This is a genomic window from Candidatus Palauibacter sp. (genome assembly GCF_965261555.1).
Lineage (GTDB): Bacteria > Gemmatimonadota > Gemmatimonadetes > Palauibacterales > Palauibacteraceae > Palauibacter.
Genome location: NZ_OZ253465.1, coordinates 3,297,754 through 3,312,345, shown reverse-complemented (window position 1 = coordinate 3,312,345; position 14,592 = coordinate 3,297,754). Strand labels below are relative to the sequence as shown.

The following is a 14,592-nucleotide window of genomic DNA, read 5'->3' as shown; positions in this document are numbered from 1 at the left end:
CGCCACGGACGCCTGCGTCACGGGTGGCCATCGGCGATGGACGCCCGGGGCTCCAGCCGCAGCGAGATGACCCCGGCGAGGATGAGCGCGGCGCCGAGCCACTGCCCGGCGGAGAGGCGGTCGCCGAGCACGGCGGCGGCGAGCGCGAGCGTCACGGCGGGCTCCATGGTCGCGGCGGTCGCCGCCCTGGCCGGGCCGATCCACTGGATTCCGATGAGGAAGGCCGTGATCGGGATGGCGGTCGAGAAGAGGCCGATCGCGCCCAGGAGGAGCAGCGGGCCGGGCGCGAGCGGCACGCCGATTCCCCCCGTGGCCAGCCCGGTGACCGAGATCGCTACCGCCGTGGACGTGAGCGCCGTGGCCGTCGCGGAGATGGGCGGCAGCCCGGCAAAGACGCGGTGACTTCGCACGATCCACGCTGCCAGGAACACGACCGCGAGCATGATGAGTCCGACGCCCAACGGATCGCCCCCTCCGAGTCCGGTCCCAACGGTCAGCGCGCACCCGATGGTCGTGAGCACCAGGGCGGCGATGCGACGCAGAGTCAGCCGTTCGCCGACCCAGAGCCGCGACAGGAGCACGGTCATCGCCGGATAGCTGAACAGAACAAGCGTCGCGACCGAAGCCGGCAGACGGTCGAGCCCGAGCATGTAGCACACCGAGTTGAACGCGTACAGGAGACCGAGGAGGACGAGACCGGTCCGTCGTCCGTGCGGGGGCCGGGGCCGCCCGGTGGCGACCACGAAGATCCACAGCAACCCGCTCCCGAGCAGGAAGCGCCAGGCGAGCAGCGGTAGCACTTCGACTCCCGCGGCGAGCGCGAGCTTGGCGAAGATCGGCAGGGCCCCGTAGCCGAGGGAGGCAAGGAAGACGATGAGGAGGCCCCGAGTGATCCTGCGCATGGGCGAATCTCGCTTCGCCAACCGCGAGTCGCCACTTTCAGGTTTCGGGCGACGTCCCGTACGGCACAGGAGGGAAGGGAGGAGAAACATGGCGATCTCGGAGCTTTCGCGCGCGGCGGCAGCGGCCCTCATCGGGTGCGTGGCGGCGGCCTGTTCGGTGTGGGTGGAGACACCCGGCGAAAGGTCGGCCGCCTCGGCACACCTGGGCGGCGAAGCTCCGGGACCGCTCGATCTGGAGGGCTACAGGCTCGTCGACCTCAGCCACGCCTTCGGCGACGAGACGGTCTACTGGCCGACGGACACGGCAGGGTTCGCGCTGGAAGAACTGGCCTTCGGCGAGACCGAGGGGGGCTACTTCTACTCCGCCTACTCGCTGGCGACGGCCGAGCACGGCGGCACCCACATCGATGCCCCCATCCATTTCCTCGAGGGAGGGCCGGATGTCGCATCGATCCCGCTCGAGAAGGTCATCGGTCCGGCGGTCGTGATCGATGTCACGGCACAGGCGGCCGAGGATGCCGATTATCGACTGACCGTGGCCGATGTCGAGGCACACGAGGCGGAGCATGGCCGGATCGAGCCCGGGAGCCTCGTTCTCCTCCGGACGGGATGGAGCGCGCGCTGGCCCGACGCCCTCTCGTACCTCGGCGACGACACGCCCGGAGATGCCTCGCAGCTCCACTTCCCGAGTTACGGCGAGGACGCCGCGCGCCTCCTCGTCGAAGAGCGCGGGGCCGCCGCCCTCGGAGCCGATGTGGCTTCCATCGACTACGGGGCCTCCACCGACTTCATCGTGCACCAGATCGTCGCCGCGGCGAATGCGCCGGGTCTCGAGAACCTCACGAACCTCGATCGCCTTCCGCCCCGCGGCGCCACCGTCATCGCCCTGCCGATGAAGATCTCGGGCGGGTCGGGCGCCCCCCTGCGCGCCATCGCGATCGTGCCGCCCTCCAATTGACCATGCTCCCTTCCAGTTGCTCTTTCCGACCGCGGGCAGTCACCCGACATTGCGCGCGATTGCGCGACACTGCCCGCGAAACCCGCAGAGGAGACGTCTCGATGCCCAGGAAGCACGCGTTCGCGTTCGCCGTCCGGACCCTCGCCCTGAGCGTGTCCATCGCCATGGTCGTCCTCGCGCCGCTCGCCGCCCAGTCGGGCCGCATGGCGGCGCCCTCGCGCGGAGGCATGGTCGTAAGCAGCCACTACCTCGCCTCGGAAGCGGGCCATGAGATTCTGAACCGGGGCGGAAACGCGGTCGACGCGGCCGTGGCCACCGCCTTCGCCCTGGCCGTGACGCTGCCTTCGGCCGGAAACGTGGGCGGCGGCGGCTTCCTCGTGTATCACGGAGCGGACGGCGAAGTGACGACGTTCAACTTCCGCGAGAAGGCGGCGCTCGCGGCGACGGAGCGCATGTACCTGGGCGAGGACGGCGAAGTCCGGGACAACTCGAACCACATCGGCCTGCTCGCCGTCGGCGTGCCCGGCACGGTGGCCGGCATGTGGAAGGCGCACCAGCGCCTGGGCCGCCTGCCGTGGGCGGATCTCGTCGAGCCCGCGATCCGGCTGGCCGAGGACGGCATGCCCTCCACGTGGGCGATGCAGAACTGGCTCCGCTCCCTGCCCGGCAGGGCGGGGCCGCTCTATGACGCGACCCGCGAGGCCTTCCTCAAGGACGGCGTCCGCATGTACGAGCCGGGGGAGACCTTCCGGCAGCCGGACCTTGCCGAGACGCTGCGCCGCATCCAGAGCGACGGCCACGACGGCTTCTACCGCGGCACGACGGCGAAGCTGCTCGCCGACTTCATGGCCGAGCACGGAGGCCTGATCACGGAGGAGGACCTGGCCCGCTACGAGGCGGACGAATTGACCCCGGTCCACGGGACGTACCGGGGCTACGACGTCTATTCGATGCCGCCGCCGAGTTCGGGCGGTACGGGGCTCGTGGAGATGCTCAACATCCTCGAGGGGTACGACCTGGCGGAGATCGGACACAATTCGGCGCTCTACCTGCACCTGCTCACCGAATCGATGCGGCGCTCCTACGCGGATCGGGCGCTCCATCTCGGCGACCCGAAGTTCAATCCGGAGATGCCGATCGACCGTCTGACGTCCAAGGAATACGCCGGTCTCCTGCGGGCGAGCATCGATATGGAGAGCGCTTCCCGAAGCGATTCGGCGGCCTTCAACGGGGCCTTCCTCCAGGAGAGCGAGGAGACGACCCACTACTCGGTGGTGGATTCCGATGGGAACGCGGTCGCGGTCACCTACACGCTCGAGTTCGGCTACGGGTCGAGCATCGTCGTCCCGGGCGCGGGTTTCCTGTTGAACAACGAACTGGGCGACTTCAACGCGGTCCCGGGCCGCACGAACTCGCGCGGCACGATCGGAACGCCGCCCAACCTCGTGGCGCCGGAGAAGCAGCCGCTGTCGAGCATGACGCCGACGATCGTCGCGCGCGACGGCCGGCCGGTGCTCGCGATCGGGAGTCCTGGGGGGCGGACGATCATCAACACCACGCTTCAGGTCGTGCTCAACGTCGTCGACCACGGGATGACCGGGTCGCAGTTCGGCCGGGCCATCGAGTCGCCCCGCATCCACCACCAGTGGCTGCCTGACGTGACCTCGTTCGAGGAGTGGGGTTTCTCGCCAGACACGAAGCGTCTCTACGAAGGCATGGGGCACCTGACGCGGACCCGGAGTGGACAGGGACAGGCGATGGGCATCTACATCGACTGGGACACGGGTCTCCGCTGGGGCGCCTCCGACAGCCGCGCCTTCGACGGCGGCGCCCGCGGAAACTAGCCCGCGCGGCGGGCGGCGGGGTTGAACTTCCGCCGGTAGTACCGGGTCCAAATGGCGATGGTGGGTGCTCCGATGACCGTCGGGAGAAGCCATGGTATGAGGGCGAACGGTCCCGCGATGTCGTACTCGAACAGACGCGGCGCCCCTACCACGGCGAACGCGGTGTGGAACGCGATGCCACCCGTGAGCATCGACGCCATGTGGCTGTAGAACCAGCCCATGCGCTCCAACCCCGGGTTCCGCATGAGGCGCAGCATGCGAGATCCGGTCAGGAAGCCAATCGGACTCAGCCCCAGCAGGATCGGCGAGACGCTGGACCACAGCCCCAGCGCGAACGCGATGACGGTGACGCTGCCTGCGATGGCTGCCCAGGCGAGGACTTCGTGGAAGGTCGTCCGCAGCGTTTCCGGCGCTCGTCGTGTGCCGACGGCCCGCATCGCCTGGCGCACCGCCGCGAACGTCGTCACGCCGAGGTATCCCAGGAACAGCGGGAAGCCGTAGAGGTCGGGCCGCTCCGCCACGCCGATCCCATCGCCCAGGTGGAGCCCGACCCGTCCAGCCGCAAGGATAACTGCCGACAGCGTCACGACATAGGCGCTCCACACGTAGACGCGGCCGGCCTGTACGTGCGCCCGGCCGCCCTTGCGGGCGAACACCGGGACCCAGAACGCCGCGAGACCCAGGAAGCCGGCCGCCACGTGTATCCGGAGGAGAGCGTCGAGCGGCGGGGTCATGGCGCGGGTTCCGGCGGGGAAGCGAGCCGCCGGTCGATGGCCGCCAGCGTGAGGTCGCACCAGGTCACCTTCGCACCGATGGAATCGATGCCCATGCGCAGCGTCGCGAAGCGGTGAAACCCGTCGTCGCTGTACCGGTCCGGCTGATCGCCGTGCGCGGCGAAGATCTTCCGTTCGATCGTCCGCAGTTCCGCCAGCCGGCCCGCCAGACGGTCGCGCAGCTCAGCCATGAAGGCACGCGTCTCCCGCAGGTCGTCGGTCGCGCTCATGAAGTAGAGCTGGGCGAGGTAGGCGAACCGTTCCGTGCCGACCACGGGTCCGCTGCGCACCCAGCGGCGCAGTTCCTCCCGCCCGTCCCCGGTCAGCGTGTAGACGCGGCGGTCCGGTCCCCTCGGCGAGGGTTCGAGTCGGCTCCGCAGCAGGCCCCGCTCCTCGAGACTCTTGAGGGTGGGGTAGATCTGGCTGAGTTCGGCCGACCAGAAGTGCGCGACGGTCTCGTTGAAGGCGTCCTTCAGGTCGTACCCGCTCGCGGGCTCCCGCAGCAGGCCGAGGAGGATGTGATCGAGGCTCATGGGCTTCCCGGGACACGCTATATCAGTAACGATATACTTACTATATAAACTCTGCCATACCCCGTCAACACTGCGTCGGAAAGGTCGGGGATCGCCTTACGACGCGCGGAGCCGCCCGCGTGTCGGGCACGTCAGCGGGAGGCGCCCTCCCACCCCGGGCCCCGGACCACGCGCCCGGGCGTGGCGCCCGTCGGCTCCTCCTCCGCCAGGACCTGCACGCCGTTCACGAACACATCGCGCACGCCCGTCGCAAGCCGGTGCGGCTCCTCGAACGTCGCGTGATCCGCGATCGTGGCGGGGTCGAAGATCACGACGTCGGCGAAATATCCGGGCGCGAGCCGCCCGCGCCCCTCCAGCCTGAGGTTGGCGGCCGGCAGCGACGTGAGTTTCCGAACCGCCTCTTCCAGCGGGATGATGCCCTCGTCGCGCACGTACCGGCCGAGGAGTCGCGCGAAGTTGCCGTACGCGCGCGGGTGCGTGCTCGAGCGCACGAAGGGTTCCTCCGGGGCGAGCGATCCAGCGTCGGACCCGAAGCTCACCCACGGAATCGCGATCTGACGCCGCACGTTGTCCTCGGACATCATGAAGTAGACTGTCCCCACGCGGCTGTCGTCCTGCACGACGAGGTCCATCGCGGTCTCCTCGATCCCCGTGCCGCGGGACTCCGCCACGTCGGCGAGCGTCCGGCCCGTCAGGTACTTGAGGGAATCCTGCCGGAAGCCGACGAGGAGCGCGCGGTCGGGGGACCCGGCGGCGAGCAGCAGGTTCTCCCACTCGTCCGTGGGCGTCCGCATCTCCGCCGCGATCCGCGCGCGGGTTTCGGCGTCGCGGAGCCGCTCGATCATCGCGGCGTGCCCGCCCTCGTGGATCCACGGCGGCATCGCCGCATCGAGCCCGGTCGAACCGGCCGTGTAGGTGTACATGTCGGCCGTGATCTCGAGTCCTTCCGCCTGCGCTCGCTCCACGCGCTCGATGACCTCGTCCAGCTTCGCCCAGTTCTCGCTCCCGGCGGCCTTCAGATGGTAGATCTCCGCCCGCACGCCGGCTTCCCGGGCGATCGTGATCAGCTCGTCCACGGACTCGATGAGCCGGTTCCCCTCGCTCCGCAGGTGGGAGATGTAGCCGCCGCCGAACTCTCCGGCCGCGCTCGCGAGGGCGATGAGTTCATCGGTATCGGCGTAAAAGGCGGGTGCGTAGATGAGCGACGATCCGACGCCGACGGCGCCCTCGCGCATCGCGTCCCGCACCAGATCCTGCATCCGCCCGAGCTCCTCGGGCGTCGGGGGGCGGTCCTCGTGGCCGATCTCGTGCACGCGCACCGTCGTGGCCCCGACGTACGAGGCCACGTTGGTTGCGACGCCGCGTTCCACGAGGTGGTCCAGGTACTCGCCGAGCGAAGTCCACGGAATCTCGAAGCGCACGTCGCCCTGGCGGGCGAGCATATCCGCCTTCATCTGCGGATTCAGCGGCCCCATGGAGTTGCCCTCGCCGAACACCTCGAGCGTGACGCCCTGGCGGATGTCGCTCAGCGAACGGCCGTCGACGATGAGCGATTCGGTCCCCCACGAGAGCATGTTGATGAAACCGGGGGACACCGCGAGCCCGGCGGCGTCGATCGTCGTCCGGGCGGAGGCCGGGGCGAAGTCGCCGATGCCCGCGATCGTGTCGCCGGCGATCGCCACGTCCGCCGTGCGCGGCGCGTCGCCGGACCCGTCGTAGATCATCCCCCCGCGGATGAGGACGTCGTAGTCGGGGGCCGGGGCCGAGCAGGCCCACCCCACGACCGTCGCCATCAGAGCCGCGCGCAACAGCTGTCGAATCACGAATGATCCTCCCGCCAGGAGTGTAGCTGCGACCACAGGTCCCGCCCGCGAGGTGGGACGGGCGCGACCGCGCGCTTATCTTGCAATGAACTCACGTACGATACCGTCCGCGCGGCCTCGCCGCCCTCGGACACTGTCTCGGTTTTTTGGAGGACGAGAATGGCTCAGTCAGTGAAATCGCTTCGCATCGGCACGGTGGCCGCCGTCGCCGGGGTTCTCTTCGTACTCATCCTGTTCGTATTCGGATTCAACCGCGTCGACGAATACGAGGTGGCGGTCAAGCGGAACCCGGTGACCGGCGCCGTGGCGCCCCGCCCCTACACCCAGGGGCTGTACCACAACGTCCTGCGCTCGTGGACGAACTATCCGCTGCGCGAGGTCCAGTATCCCTCGGGCGGGCAGGCGGAGCGCCTGGACGCCCTCACCTCGGACCAGCTCCAGATCGCCGTCGACGCGGCCTACCGCTACCGCATCAACCCGGACAGCGCGGTCCATCTCTACCTCACGGTGGGGAACGAGAACGCCGTCGCCTCGTTCGTCTACAACACGTATCGCTCGGCCATCCGCGACGCGATCGCGGAGATCGAGGCCTCGGACATCCTGTCGACCAACCGCACGGGCATCTCCGGCCGCATCGAGGCGCTGATGACGAACCGCCTCAATCCGCGCGGCCTCGAGATCACCGATTTCTTCGTGCGGGAGGTCGTGCCGCCGGAGACGATCCGCGAGGCGATCGAGGCCAAGCTGTCGCGCGAGCAGCAGGTGCAGTCCGAGCAGTACCAGACCCAGGTCGTCGTCGAGCAGGCGAATCAGCAGCGCGCCGAGGCCGAGGGGATCCGGGATGCGCAGGATATCATCGCGGAGAGCCTCGCCGGCATCTCGGGCCAGCGCTACCTGTACTGGCGATACCTGGAGATGCTCGGGCGGATCGGCGAAGGGAGCAACAACATGGTCATCGCGCCGACCGAGGGAGGCATCCCCCTCTTCTTCGCCCCGGACCGCTGAGGCGGGCTGCCCTGCCGGGCAACCGACCGCCCTCCCCGGAGTGTCCGACCCTGCAGAAACGAAGGCGGCAGTTCACGACTTGGGGGAATGATCCCGAGGGGGGATACATGAAGAACTGGAGGGAGTCACTCGCCATTGGGCTTGCGGTGGCGCTGGTCGCCGGGTTGTACCCGGGCTTGGCGCCGGCCGCGGCCCAGGAGGAAGATGAGGACGAGCGGCGCGAACGGGTCCGGGTGGCCTTTTCCGGGGGTGGCGCATACCTCGGCGTGGAGATCCTGGATGTCGACGGGGAGCGCGCCTCGGAGCTCGGGATGTCTCGCGCGTACGGCGTCTACATCGAGGGCGTCGTCGACGGCGAGCCGGCGGCCGAGGCCGGCATCGAGGAGGGGGACGTGGTCCTGGCGTGGAACGGCGAGCGCGTCGAGAGCGTGGCGGGACTTCGGCGGTTGGTGAGCGAGACGCCGCCCGGGCGCGTCGTCGATCTGACGGTGCTCCGCGACGGGGCGGAACGCGAGGTGTCCGTCGAGCTCGCCGAGCGGTCGGGCTTCTTCTCGGGGGCCCGTGGCTTGACCTGGGTCTCCCCGCAGGTCGAGCTGACGCGAGTCCGACCCTCGTCGGCGCGCATGCGGGAACGGGCGCTCGAAGTGGAAGAGCGGCTCCGGGAGGTCCGGGAACGAGCCGCCGACGGGGTGGTGGATCGCATCTTCTACAGTCTGTCGGGGAGCCCGCGACTCGGCGCGAATACGCAGAGCCTGGGGGATCAGCTCGCGGAGTACTTCGGCGTGGAAGGGGGCGTCCTCGTCACCTCGGTCCACGAGGACACGCCGGCCGCGGAGGGCGGCCTGCGGGCGGGCGACGTCATCGTCGGTCTCGGCGACGAGGAGATCGACGACCCCGACGACCTGCGACGGACTCTCTCCGATCTCGAACCGGGGGAGGTGTCGGTCCGCATCGTCCGCGACGGTGGGGAACAGACGCTCACGGTCGAGTTGGAGGAGCGGGAGGGTGTATTCAGGTGGCGGCCGCGCGCCGGAGACCTCGGCCGCTAGTCGAACAGGCCCAGTTGGGGACCGGCCCGCGGCGGCCGGAAGTGTTCCGCCGTGAGGTCGTAGTCGCGCGGCTCGATGCCGTGCTTCGCACGCGCCAGTGAGAAGAGCCGCGCGACCTGTTCGGCGAAGGGGCCGCGCCCGCGCATCCGCTCCCCGAAGTTCGAAGCATAGAGGCTCCCGCCGCGCAGTTCCCGCATGCGGTTGAGCACCTTCTCCGCCCGGCCCGGACAGTTCCGTTGCAGCCAGTCCTCGAACAGGGCGGCGACCCCGTACGGAAGGCGGAGCATGATGTAGATGGCCCTCCCGGCTCCGGCCTGCGCCGCCGCGTCCACGATGGCCGGGATCTCATGGTCCGTGAGTCCGGGAATCACGGGCGCGACGTTCACGCCCACCGGGATGCCCGCATCCGCCAGGCGCGCGATCGCGTCGAGCCGCAGCTCGGGGGTCGACGCCCGCGGCTCCATCCTTCGCTGTAGCGAGCGGTCCAGCGTCGTGATGGAGATTTGGACCTGCACGGCGTCGTACCGCGCGAGTTCACGCAGGAGGTCGATGTCCCGCGTCACCCGGTGGTGCTTCGTCACGATCCCGACCGGGTTCCGGGCTTCGGCCAGCACCTCGAGGCAGCGGCGCGTAATTCCGAGGCGGCGCTCCACGGGCTGATACGGGTCCGTCACCCCGCTGAGCACGAGCACCTGCGGCTTCCACCGCGGAGAGGCCAGTTCGCGTCGGAGCAGGGCGGGGGCCTCCGGCTTCGCCAGGATCCGGCTCTCGAAGTCGAGTCCCGCCGAGAGTCCGAAATACTCGTGGGTGGGTCGCGCGTAGCAGTACGAACACCCGGTCTCGCACCCGCGGTACGGGTTCAGACTCGCGTCGAAGCCGAGGTCCGGACTGTTGTTGTAGGAGATGATCGAGCGCGATCGATCCTCCAGAATCTCCGTCCGCGGATCCGGGTCGGAAGCGAGCGTCCAGGCCTCCCGCTCCACCGCGAGAGGAAGGAAGCGGTTCGCCGGGTTGTGCGCGCTTCCGCGTCCCCGAATCGAGCGCCGTCTCTCGGAAACTCCCCGCATCGTCCCCCGGTGCACCTATTTCGGCGTTTGTTCGGTATTCTTTCGGGGCCATAATGGTGAGCGGGTCACCGAAGCGTCAAGTCCGGCCAGCCCGCGGGATGCGATCCGTCAGCGGCCCGCCGCGGGAGGGCTAGAAGCTGATGCCGAGCCGGAGCGTCAGGGAATCGTGCCGGGGCTCTCCTTCGCCCTGGAGTACCCGGGATCCAACGGCGACATCGGATCCCATCAGCGAACCTAGCCCGAATCCGTAGCGCACTTCGGGCCAGAGCCGGAAACCGAGGTCGAGTTCGACGCCGACTCCGAACTCCGCGCGCACCGGGCGTGCCGTGAGGAGGTCGTCCACGCCCGAAAACGTGCTGGAGGGGAAGGTCAGGACGGGCCCGCCCAGCACATAGGGCTGGACGGCAGGCAGGGGGAGCCGAATGCGGAAGTCGAGCGGGACTTCCACCAGATCGATGTCGAACCGGACCCGTTCCTCGCCCGCCATCGCGACGAGCTCCGGCATGCGGTGGTAAACGACGGCCGGCCGGATGGAGAAGGTCGCGAGGTTGAAATTCAGGAATACTCCGACGTGATACCCATCGGTGAGTTCCGTGAGATCGAACCCGTTCTCCGGCAGGAACTCCGCGAGCGTGTCGCGGTTGTAGCCCGCGAGGATGCCGATCTGGGCCTCGGCGTCGGCCGGGAGGGTGCAGACGAGACCCAGCGCGAGGCCGGCTCCCCACCTTCCGACATTGCGCTTTATCCCCATTGCGTCGGTCCTCCTCCACCTCGTTTGCGGACGATCCGGGGAGCGCCCGGAAGCCCTGCGGACTCCTGCGAAACGTACCCGCACGGGCTCCGGCGGGGTAGCTGAGAGAGCGGACGGCCTGCCCCTCCTGTGCACGGTCGACGGCGTGCCGCTATGATCACCCGAACCGCTCTACATCGAGGTCAGGGACACCATGATTCGACATCGCGAAGTACCGTCCGTTTTCGTCCGATCGTTCCTTCTCCTCGCCCTTGCGGCGTGCGCGACCGACGCCGGGGATTCGGCGGAAGCGGGTGGTGCGGCGGTCACGGATCCGCCGATGGGCGTGGCTGAACTCGTCCTCACCAACGGGAAGATCGCGACCCTGGCGGGCGAGGGCGGGGAGGTGGTCAGCGCCCTCGCGTCGAGGGAAGGGCGGATCGTCGCGCTCGGGGCGGACGACGACGTCTCCGGATGGATCGGGGAAGGCACCGACGTCATCGACCTTCAGGGCCGGCTCGCGATCCCGGGGTTCATCGAAGGTCACGGCCATTTCATGGGTCTGGGGAACGCGCGCATGATCCTCGACCTGACGACCGCCGACACCTGGGACGACATCGTCAGCCTGGTGGGTGAGGCGGCCTCGAGCGCGGCACCGGGCGCCTGGATCAGCGGCAGGGGATGGCATCAGGAGAAGTGGAGCGAGCCGCCCGATCCGATGGTCGAGGGGCAGCCGGTCCACGATGGCCTCAGCGAGGTGAGCCCCGCCAATCCCGTCATTCTGACGCATGCCAGCGGACATGCCTCCTTCGTGAACGCGAGAGCGCTCGAGTTGGCCGGGATCGATGCGGAGACTCCCGATCCTCCCGGCGGCGAAATCGTGCATGACGCGACGGGGCGACCCACCGGCGTCCTGAGGGAGACCGCGCAGCGCCTGGCGCGGGCGGCGTTTGCCGAGGAAGAGGCAAGCCGTTCCGAGGCCGAGCGCGAGGAGCGGGCTCGCGAACAGGTACGGCTCGCGAACGAGGAGCTGCTTCGGAAGGGCGTCACGAGCTTCCAGGACGCGGGTTCCGGCTTCGAGACGGTAGACCTGCTCCGGACGCTCGCGGACGAGGGCGCGCTGCCCGTGCGGCTCTACGTGATGCTGCAGGGCGGGATGGAGACGCTCGAGGGGCGGCTGGACGAGTACTACATGGTCGGACACGGGGGCGACCGGCTCACCGTACGGTCGATCAAGCAGGTCGCGGATGGGGCGCTCGGGTCGCATGGCGCCTGGCTGCTCCAGCCCTACGAGGACATGCCCTCGTCCATCGGGCTGCCGACGACGCCGCCGGAGGAGATCGAGCGCATCGCGCGGCTGGCGATCGAGCGGGGCTATCAGGTGAATACGCACGCGATCGGCGACCGCGCGAACCGCGAGGTGCTGGACCTGTACGAGCGCACCTTCGGCGATCACGCGGACATGAGCGATCTGCGCTGGAGGATCGAGCACGCGCAGCACGTCAATCCGGCGGACATTCCGCGCTTCGCCGATCTCGGCGTCATCGCCTCCATGCAGGGCGTCCACGCCTGCTCGGACGGTCCGTGGGTGATCCTTCGGCTCGGCCCGGGTCGGGCGCGCTCGGGCGCCTACGTGTGGCGGGACTTCATGCGGGCCGGAGTGATCGTGACGAACGGTACGGACGTCCCGGTGGAGGATGCGGACCCGCTGGCGAGCTTCCACTGCACGGTCACGCGCGTGATCGAGGATGGCGGGACCTTCTTCGAGGGGCAGGCGATGACGCGCGAGGAGGCGCTCCGTTCGTATACGTGGGCCAACGCGTACGCCGCGTTCGAGGAAGATCTCAAGGGGACGCTTGAGGTCGGGAAGCTGGCGGACATTACGGTCCTGTCCCGGGACATTCTCACGATTCCCGCGGACGAGATCCTGGAGACCGTCGTGGACTACACGATCATCGGCGGTCGCACGGAGTACAGCCGGGAGAACTGACGGCGCCGTGCCGGATCTGACTGCGGACGACCCAGTCGTAGTCGGCGGCGAATAGCGCTTCGCGGGGATTCGCGGCGGGCCAGTCCTCGAGCGGGATGAAGGCGCCGGCGATCGAACCCATCCCGCCGTCCTCGATCACCGTATCGAACGGGTTTCGGTACTCGACGGTGATCCGGTATCGGTGCTCCGGGACGACGAGCGCGCCCACGCCCCGCCCCCGGTGCGTGAGCGCCGGGATGTCCACGACGTGCCCATCCTCATCGAGCCTGGGCCGGATGTCGTACAGCAGGTCGCCCGTCGACAGGTTCTCGAGACGGAGCCGGGAGGCGTGCGCGTGGAGGTGACCGCCGAGACCGATGATGAGCCCGCGGATCGCCGGACTCGCGTCCCATGTCTTGACCGAGCGGCCGGGCGGAAGGTCCCAGGCTTTCGTTGCCGACACCTCGGGGTACATCGCGTCGAGATGGAACGGCGCCACCGGGTAGACGGGAAGGGGGGCGATGCGCGCGTACTCGAGCGTCAGGTGGACGGTGACGCCCTCGTAGTCCACTTCCGTCGGATTGTGCAGCATGGTGAGCGCGAGGAACCTCGAACCGCCCTTCATCGGAATGCCGAACAGCCAGCCGGGGAAGCTCACGGGCCGCGTCTCGTGGCTCGCCGCCAGGACCCGCAGCATGATCGGCAGGAACAGTTCCCGCCGCCCCGGATCGAGCAGGTTCATGTGATGCAGGACGACGCGCGGGACCGGTCCGCCGTCGCCGTCGAGGATGTGCGTGCGATAGCCCCGGATCGTCAGGTCGAAGGGGACGGTGCCTTCCTGCACGGGCAACTGGGCCATGTGGTGCGATGAACGGGCGGGGAGGTCGATCGGGCCCAGGATGACCGCAAGTTCCTTGCGTTCCGGATGGTCGACGACCCGGATGCTCGCCGTCGACGTGGTCGGCCGGCCCGCTTCCAGCGACCCGGCGTGGCCCGCGTGCGTCTCCTGCGCGGATACGGCGGGTACCACGCCCGCGAACGAGACCGCAACCAGCAGCCCGGCCGCGCCGGCCCGTCCACCCCGGCGCGTCATGGGGTTCCGGCGTCGTGTACCGGCAATCCGCGAGCTACCCTCCGCCCTCGAACTTCTGCAGATCCTCCAGCAGGTCCAGGAGCTTCTCGAGCCGCTTCTTGATCTTGTCCCGGTCGAGGTTGGCACCGACCTCCAGTTTGATCGACGCCTCATCCAGCGCGGATCCCGCCTCCGCGGCCGTGAGGGAGAAGGTCTCCCCGTGTCTCGCGGCGTGCAGCTTGAGATCCGCTTCGGACGATCCGGCCGGGGCCTTCTCGGTCCGGTCGATCCAGATTCCCGCGTCTCGCGTCCGCAACAGGGGCGGCGCGGTCAGGCGCAGCGCACGGAGTTCTTCGATCCGCGCGCGGCCGGCATCGGATCTCGCGTCCATCCGGATCGTGATGTGACCGTTGCCGACGACGGCCTTGGCTTCCCGTTCGCCGACCAGTACTGCGGACCCGAAGCGCAGCTGCCGACCGTGGGCCGCGTCGTGCCCGAGGCGGTCCAGCCACGCCCCGATGGCGCGCTCGATGCCTCCGTTGATTCGTCCGGCCGTGTGTGCCGTTCGGCGCAACTGCTCCGCGGCAAGCCGGGGCGCGCGGAACGAGCCCGGCGGGTCCGCCCGTTCGACGAAGTTCGCGATCCCCTCCAGGGTCGCCGTACTCGCCTTTGCCGGCCCGGGCAGGCTCGTGAGGTGGGAAAGGGCGGCCCAGACGCAGATCGCGAGGGCCCAGAGGGTGAAGGCGGCGGCGACTCTTCGAATGAACGTCACGTCGGCTCCAGGAGGAAGGTCGAGTGTCCGCAAGCTCGCTGTGGTTGTCTCACTGACATACGCGCGGGCGTGCGGTCAGGTTCCAACCACTACGA

Annotated in this window: 13 protein-coding genes; 5 read left to right on the top strand and 8 right to left on the bottom strand. The window is 69.0% G+C overall.

All coding sequences use genetic code 11. The annotated features are described in order from the left end of the window. Positions 1–17: 17 nt before the first annotated feature. Entirely contained in the window at positions 18–902 is an 885-nt protein-coding gene (locus tag ACQY5G_RS14365) for a DMT family transporter (RefSeq protein WP_428275093.1), read from the bottom strand. Between the two features lie 88 nt (positions 903–990). On the opposite strand from ACQY5G_RS14365, the gene ACQY5G_RS14360 reads away from it, so the two are divergent. After that, positions 991–1,860: a cyclase family protein gene (locus ACQY5G_RS14360; protein WP_428275092.1), complete on the top strand. Its 870-nt coding sequence runs from the start codon at positions 991–993 to the stop codon at positions 1,858–1,860. Positions 1,861–1,961: 101 nt separating this feature from the next. Continuing rightward, a complete protein-coding gene (gene ggt, locus ACQY5G_RS14355; RefSeq protein WP_428275090.1) occupies positions 1,962–3,704 on the top strand; it encodes a gamma-glutamyltransferase in 1,743 nt (580 codons plus the stop codon). On the opposite strand, the gene ACQY5G_RS14350 is transcribed toward ggt, so the two are convergent. From ACQY5G_RS14350 to ACQY5G_RS14340, 3 genes are all read right to left on the bottom strand, one after another. Beyond that, positions 3,701–4,438 (bottom strand): hypothetical protein, encoded by a 738-nt coding sequence (locus ACQY5G_RS14350; protein ID WP_428275088.1) that lies wholly within the window; start codon positions 4,436–4,438, stop codon positions 3,701–3,703. The genes ggt and ACQY5G_RS14350 overlap by 4 nt on opposite strands. Continuing rightward, on the bottom strand, positions 4,435–5,010 hold the full coding sequence (locus ACQY5G_RS14345; protein WP_428275086.1) for a PadR family transcriptional regulator: 576 nt from the start codon (positions 5,008–5,010) through the stop codon (positions 4,435–4,437). The genes ACQY5G_RS14350 and ACQY5G_RS14345 overlap by 4 nt, the downstream gene beginning before the upstream one ends. 131 nt (positions 5,011–5,141) lie before the next feature. Further along, positions 5,142–6,803: an N-acyl-D-amino-acid deacylase family protein gene (locus ACQY5G_RS14340; RefSeq protein ID WP_428278707.1), complete on the bottom strand. Its 1,662-nt coding sequence runs from the start codon at positions 6,801–6,803 to the stop codon at positions 5,142–5,144. Positions 6,804–6,992: 189 nt separating this feature from the next. Here ACQY5G_RS14340 and ACQY5G_RS14335 point away from each other — a divergent pair, with 189 nt between their 5' ends. After that, positions 6,993–7,838 (top strand): prohibitin family protein, encoded by an 846-nt coding sequence (locus tag ACQY5G_RS14335; RefSeq protein WP_428275084.1) that lies wholly within the window; start codon positions 6,993–6,995, stop codon positions 7,836–7,838. 107 nt (positions 7,839–7,945) lie between these two features. After that, positions 7,946–8,887 carry a PDZ domain-containing protein gene (locus ACQY5G_RS14330; RefSeq protein WP_428275082.1) on the top strand — a complete coding sequence of 314 codons (942 nt, stop codon included), beginning with the start codon at positions 7,946–7,948 and terminating at the stop codon, positions 8,885–8,887. Here ACQY5G_RS14330 and ACQY5G_RS14325 read toward each other — a convergent pair. Further along, positions 8,884–9,954 carry a PA0069 family radical SAM protein gene (locus tag ACQY5G_RS14325; RefSeq protein ID WP_428275080.1) on the bottom strand — a complete coding sequence of 357 codons (1,071 nt, stop codon included), beginning with the start codon at positions 9,952–9,954 and terminating at the stop codon, positions 8,884–8,886. The genes ACQY5G_RS14330 and ACQY5G_RS14325 overlap by 4 nt on opposite strands. Positions 9,955–10,084: 130 nt before the next feature. Next, positions 10,085–10,705, bottom strand: coding sequence for a hypothetical protein (locus ACQY5G_RS14320; protein WP_428275078.1), 621 nt, complete (start codon positions 10,703–10,705; stop codon positions 10,085–10,087). 193 nt (positions 10,706–10,898) lie between these two features. Between ACQY5G_RS14320 and ACQY5G_RS14315 the strand changes: the two genes are divergently transcribed. Next, a complete protein-coding gene (locus ACQY5G_RS14315; protein ID WP_428275076.1) occupies positions 10,899–12,674 on the top strand; it encodes an amidohydrolase in 1,776 nt (591 codons plus the stop codon). On the opposite strand, the gene ACQY5G_RS14310 is transcribed toward ACQY5G_RS14315, so the two are convergent. Both ACQY5G_RS14310 and ACQY5G_RS14305 read right to left on the bottom strand, forming a co-directional pair. Then, positions 12,637–13,746: a hypothetical protein gene (locus ACQY5G_RS14310; protein WP_428275074.1), complete on the bottom strand. Its 1,110-nt coding sequence runs from the start codon at positions 13,744–13,746 to the stop codon at positions 12,637–12,639. The genes ACQY5G_RS14315 and ACQY5G_RS14310 overlap by 38 nt on opposite strands. A gap of 34 nt (positions 13,747–13,780) precedes the next feature. Beyond that, a complete protein-coding gene (locus tag ACQY5G_RS14305; protein WP_428275072.1) occupies positions 13,781–14,497 on the bottom strand; it encodes a hypothetical protein in 717 nt (238 codons plus the stop codon). Positions 14,498–14,592 lie beyond the last annotated feature (95 nt).

Excerpts from the sequence above, each read along its gene's own strand:
- ACQY5G_RS14365 (WP_428275093.1), bottom strand. The coding sequence starts at position 902 with ATGCGCAGGATCACTCGGGGCCTCCTCATCGTCTTCCTTGCCTCCCTC.
- ACQY5G_RS14360 (WP_428275092.1), top strand. The coding sequence starts at position 991 with ATGGCGATCTCGGAGCTTTCGCGCGCGGCGGCAGCGGCCCTCATCGGG.
- ggt (WP_428275090.1), top strand. The coding sequence starts at position 1,962 with ATGCCCAGGAAGCACGCGTTCGCGTTCGCCGTCCGGACCCTCGCCCTG.
- ACQY5G_RS14350 (WP_428275088.1), bottom strand. The coding sequence starts at position 4,438 with ATGACCCCGCCGCTCGACGCTCTCCTCCGGATACACGTGGCGGCCGGC.
- ACQY5G_RS14345 (WP_428275086.1), bottom strand. The coding sequence starts at position 5,010 with ATGAGCCTCGATCACATCCTCCTCGGCCTGCTGCGGGAGCCCGCGAGC.
- ACQY5G_RS14340 (WP_428278707.1), bottom strand. The coding sequence starts at position 6,803 with ATGGCGACGGTCGTGGGGTGGGCCTGCTCGGCCCCGGCCCCCGACTAC.
- ACQY5G_RS14335 (WP_428275084.1), top strand. The coding sequence starts at position 6,993 with ATGGCTCAGTCAGTGAAATCGCTTCGCATCGGCACGGTGGCCGCCGTC.
- ACQY5G_RS14330 (WP_428275082.1), top strand. The coding sequence starts at position 7,946 with ATGAAGAACTGGAGGGAGTCACTCGCCATTGGGCTTGCGGTGGCGCTG.
- ACQY5G_RS14325 (WP_428275080.1), bottom strand. The coding sequence starts at position 9,954 with ATGCGGGGAGTTTCCGAGAGACGGCGCTCGATTCGGGGACGCGGAAGC.
- ACQY5G_RS14320 (WP_428275078.1), bottom strand. The coding sequence starts at position 10,705 with ATGGGGATAAAGCGCAATGTCGGAAGGTGGGGAGCCGGCCTCGCGCTG.
- ACQY5G_RS14315 (WP_428275076.1), top strand. The coding sequence starts at position 10,899 with ATGATTCGACATCGCGAAGTACCGTCCGTTTTCGTCCGATCGTTCCTT.
- ACQY5G_RS14310 (WP_428275074.1), bottom strand. The coding sequence starts at position 13,746 with ATGACGCGCCGGGGTGGACGGGCCGGCGCGGCCGGGCTGCTGGTTGCG.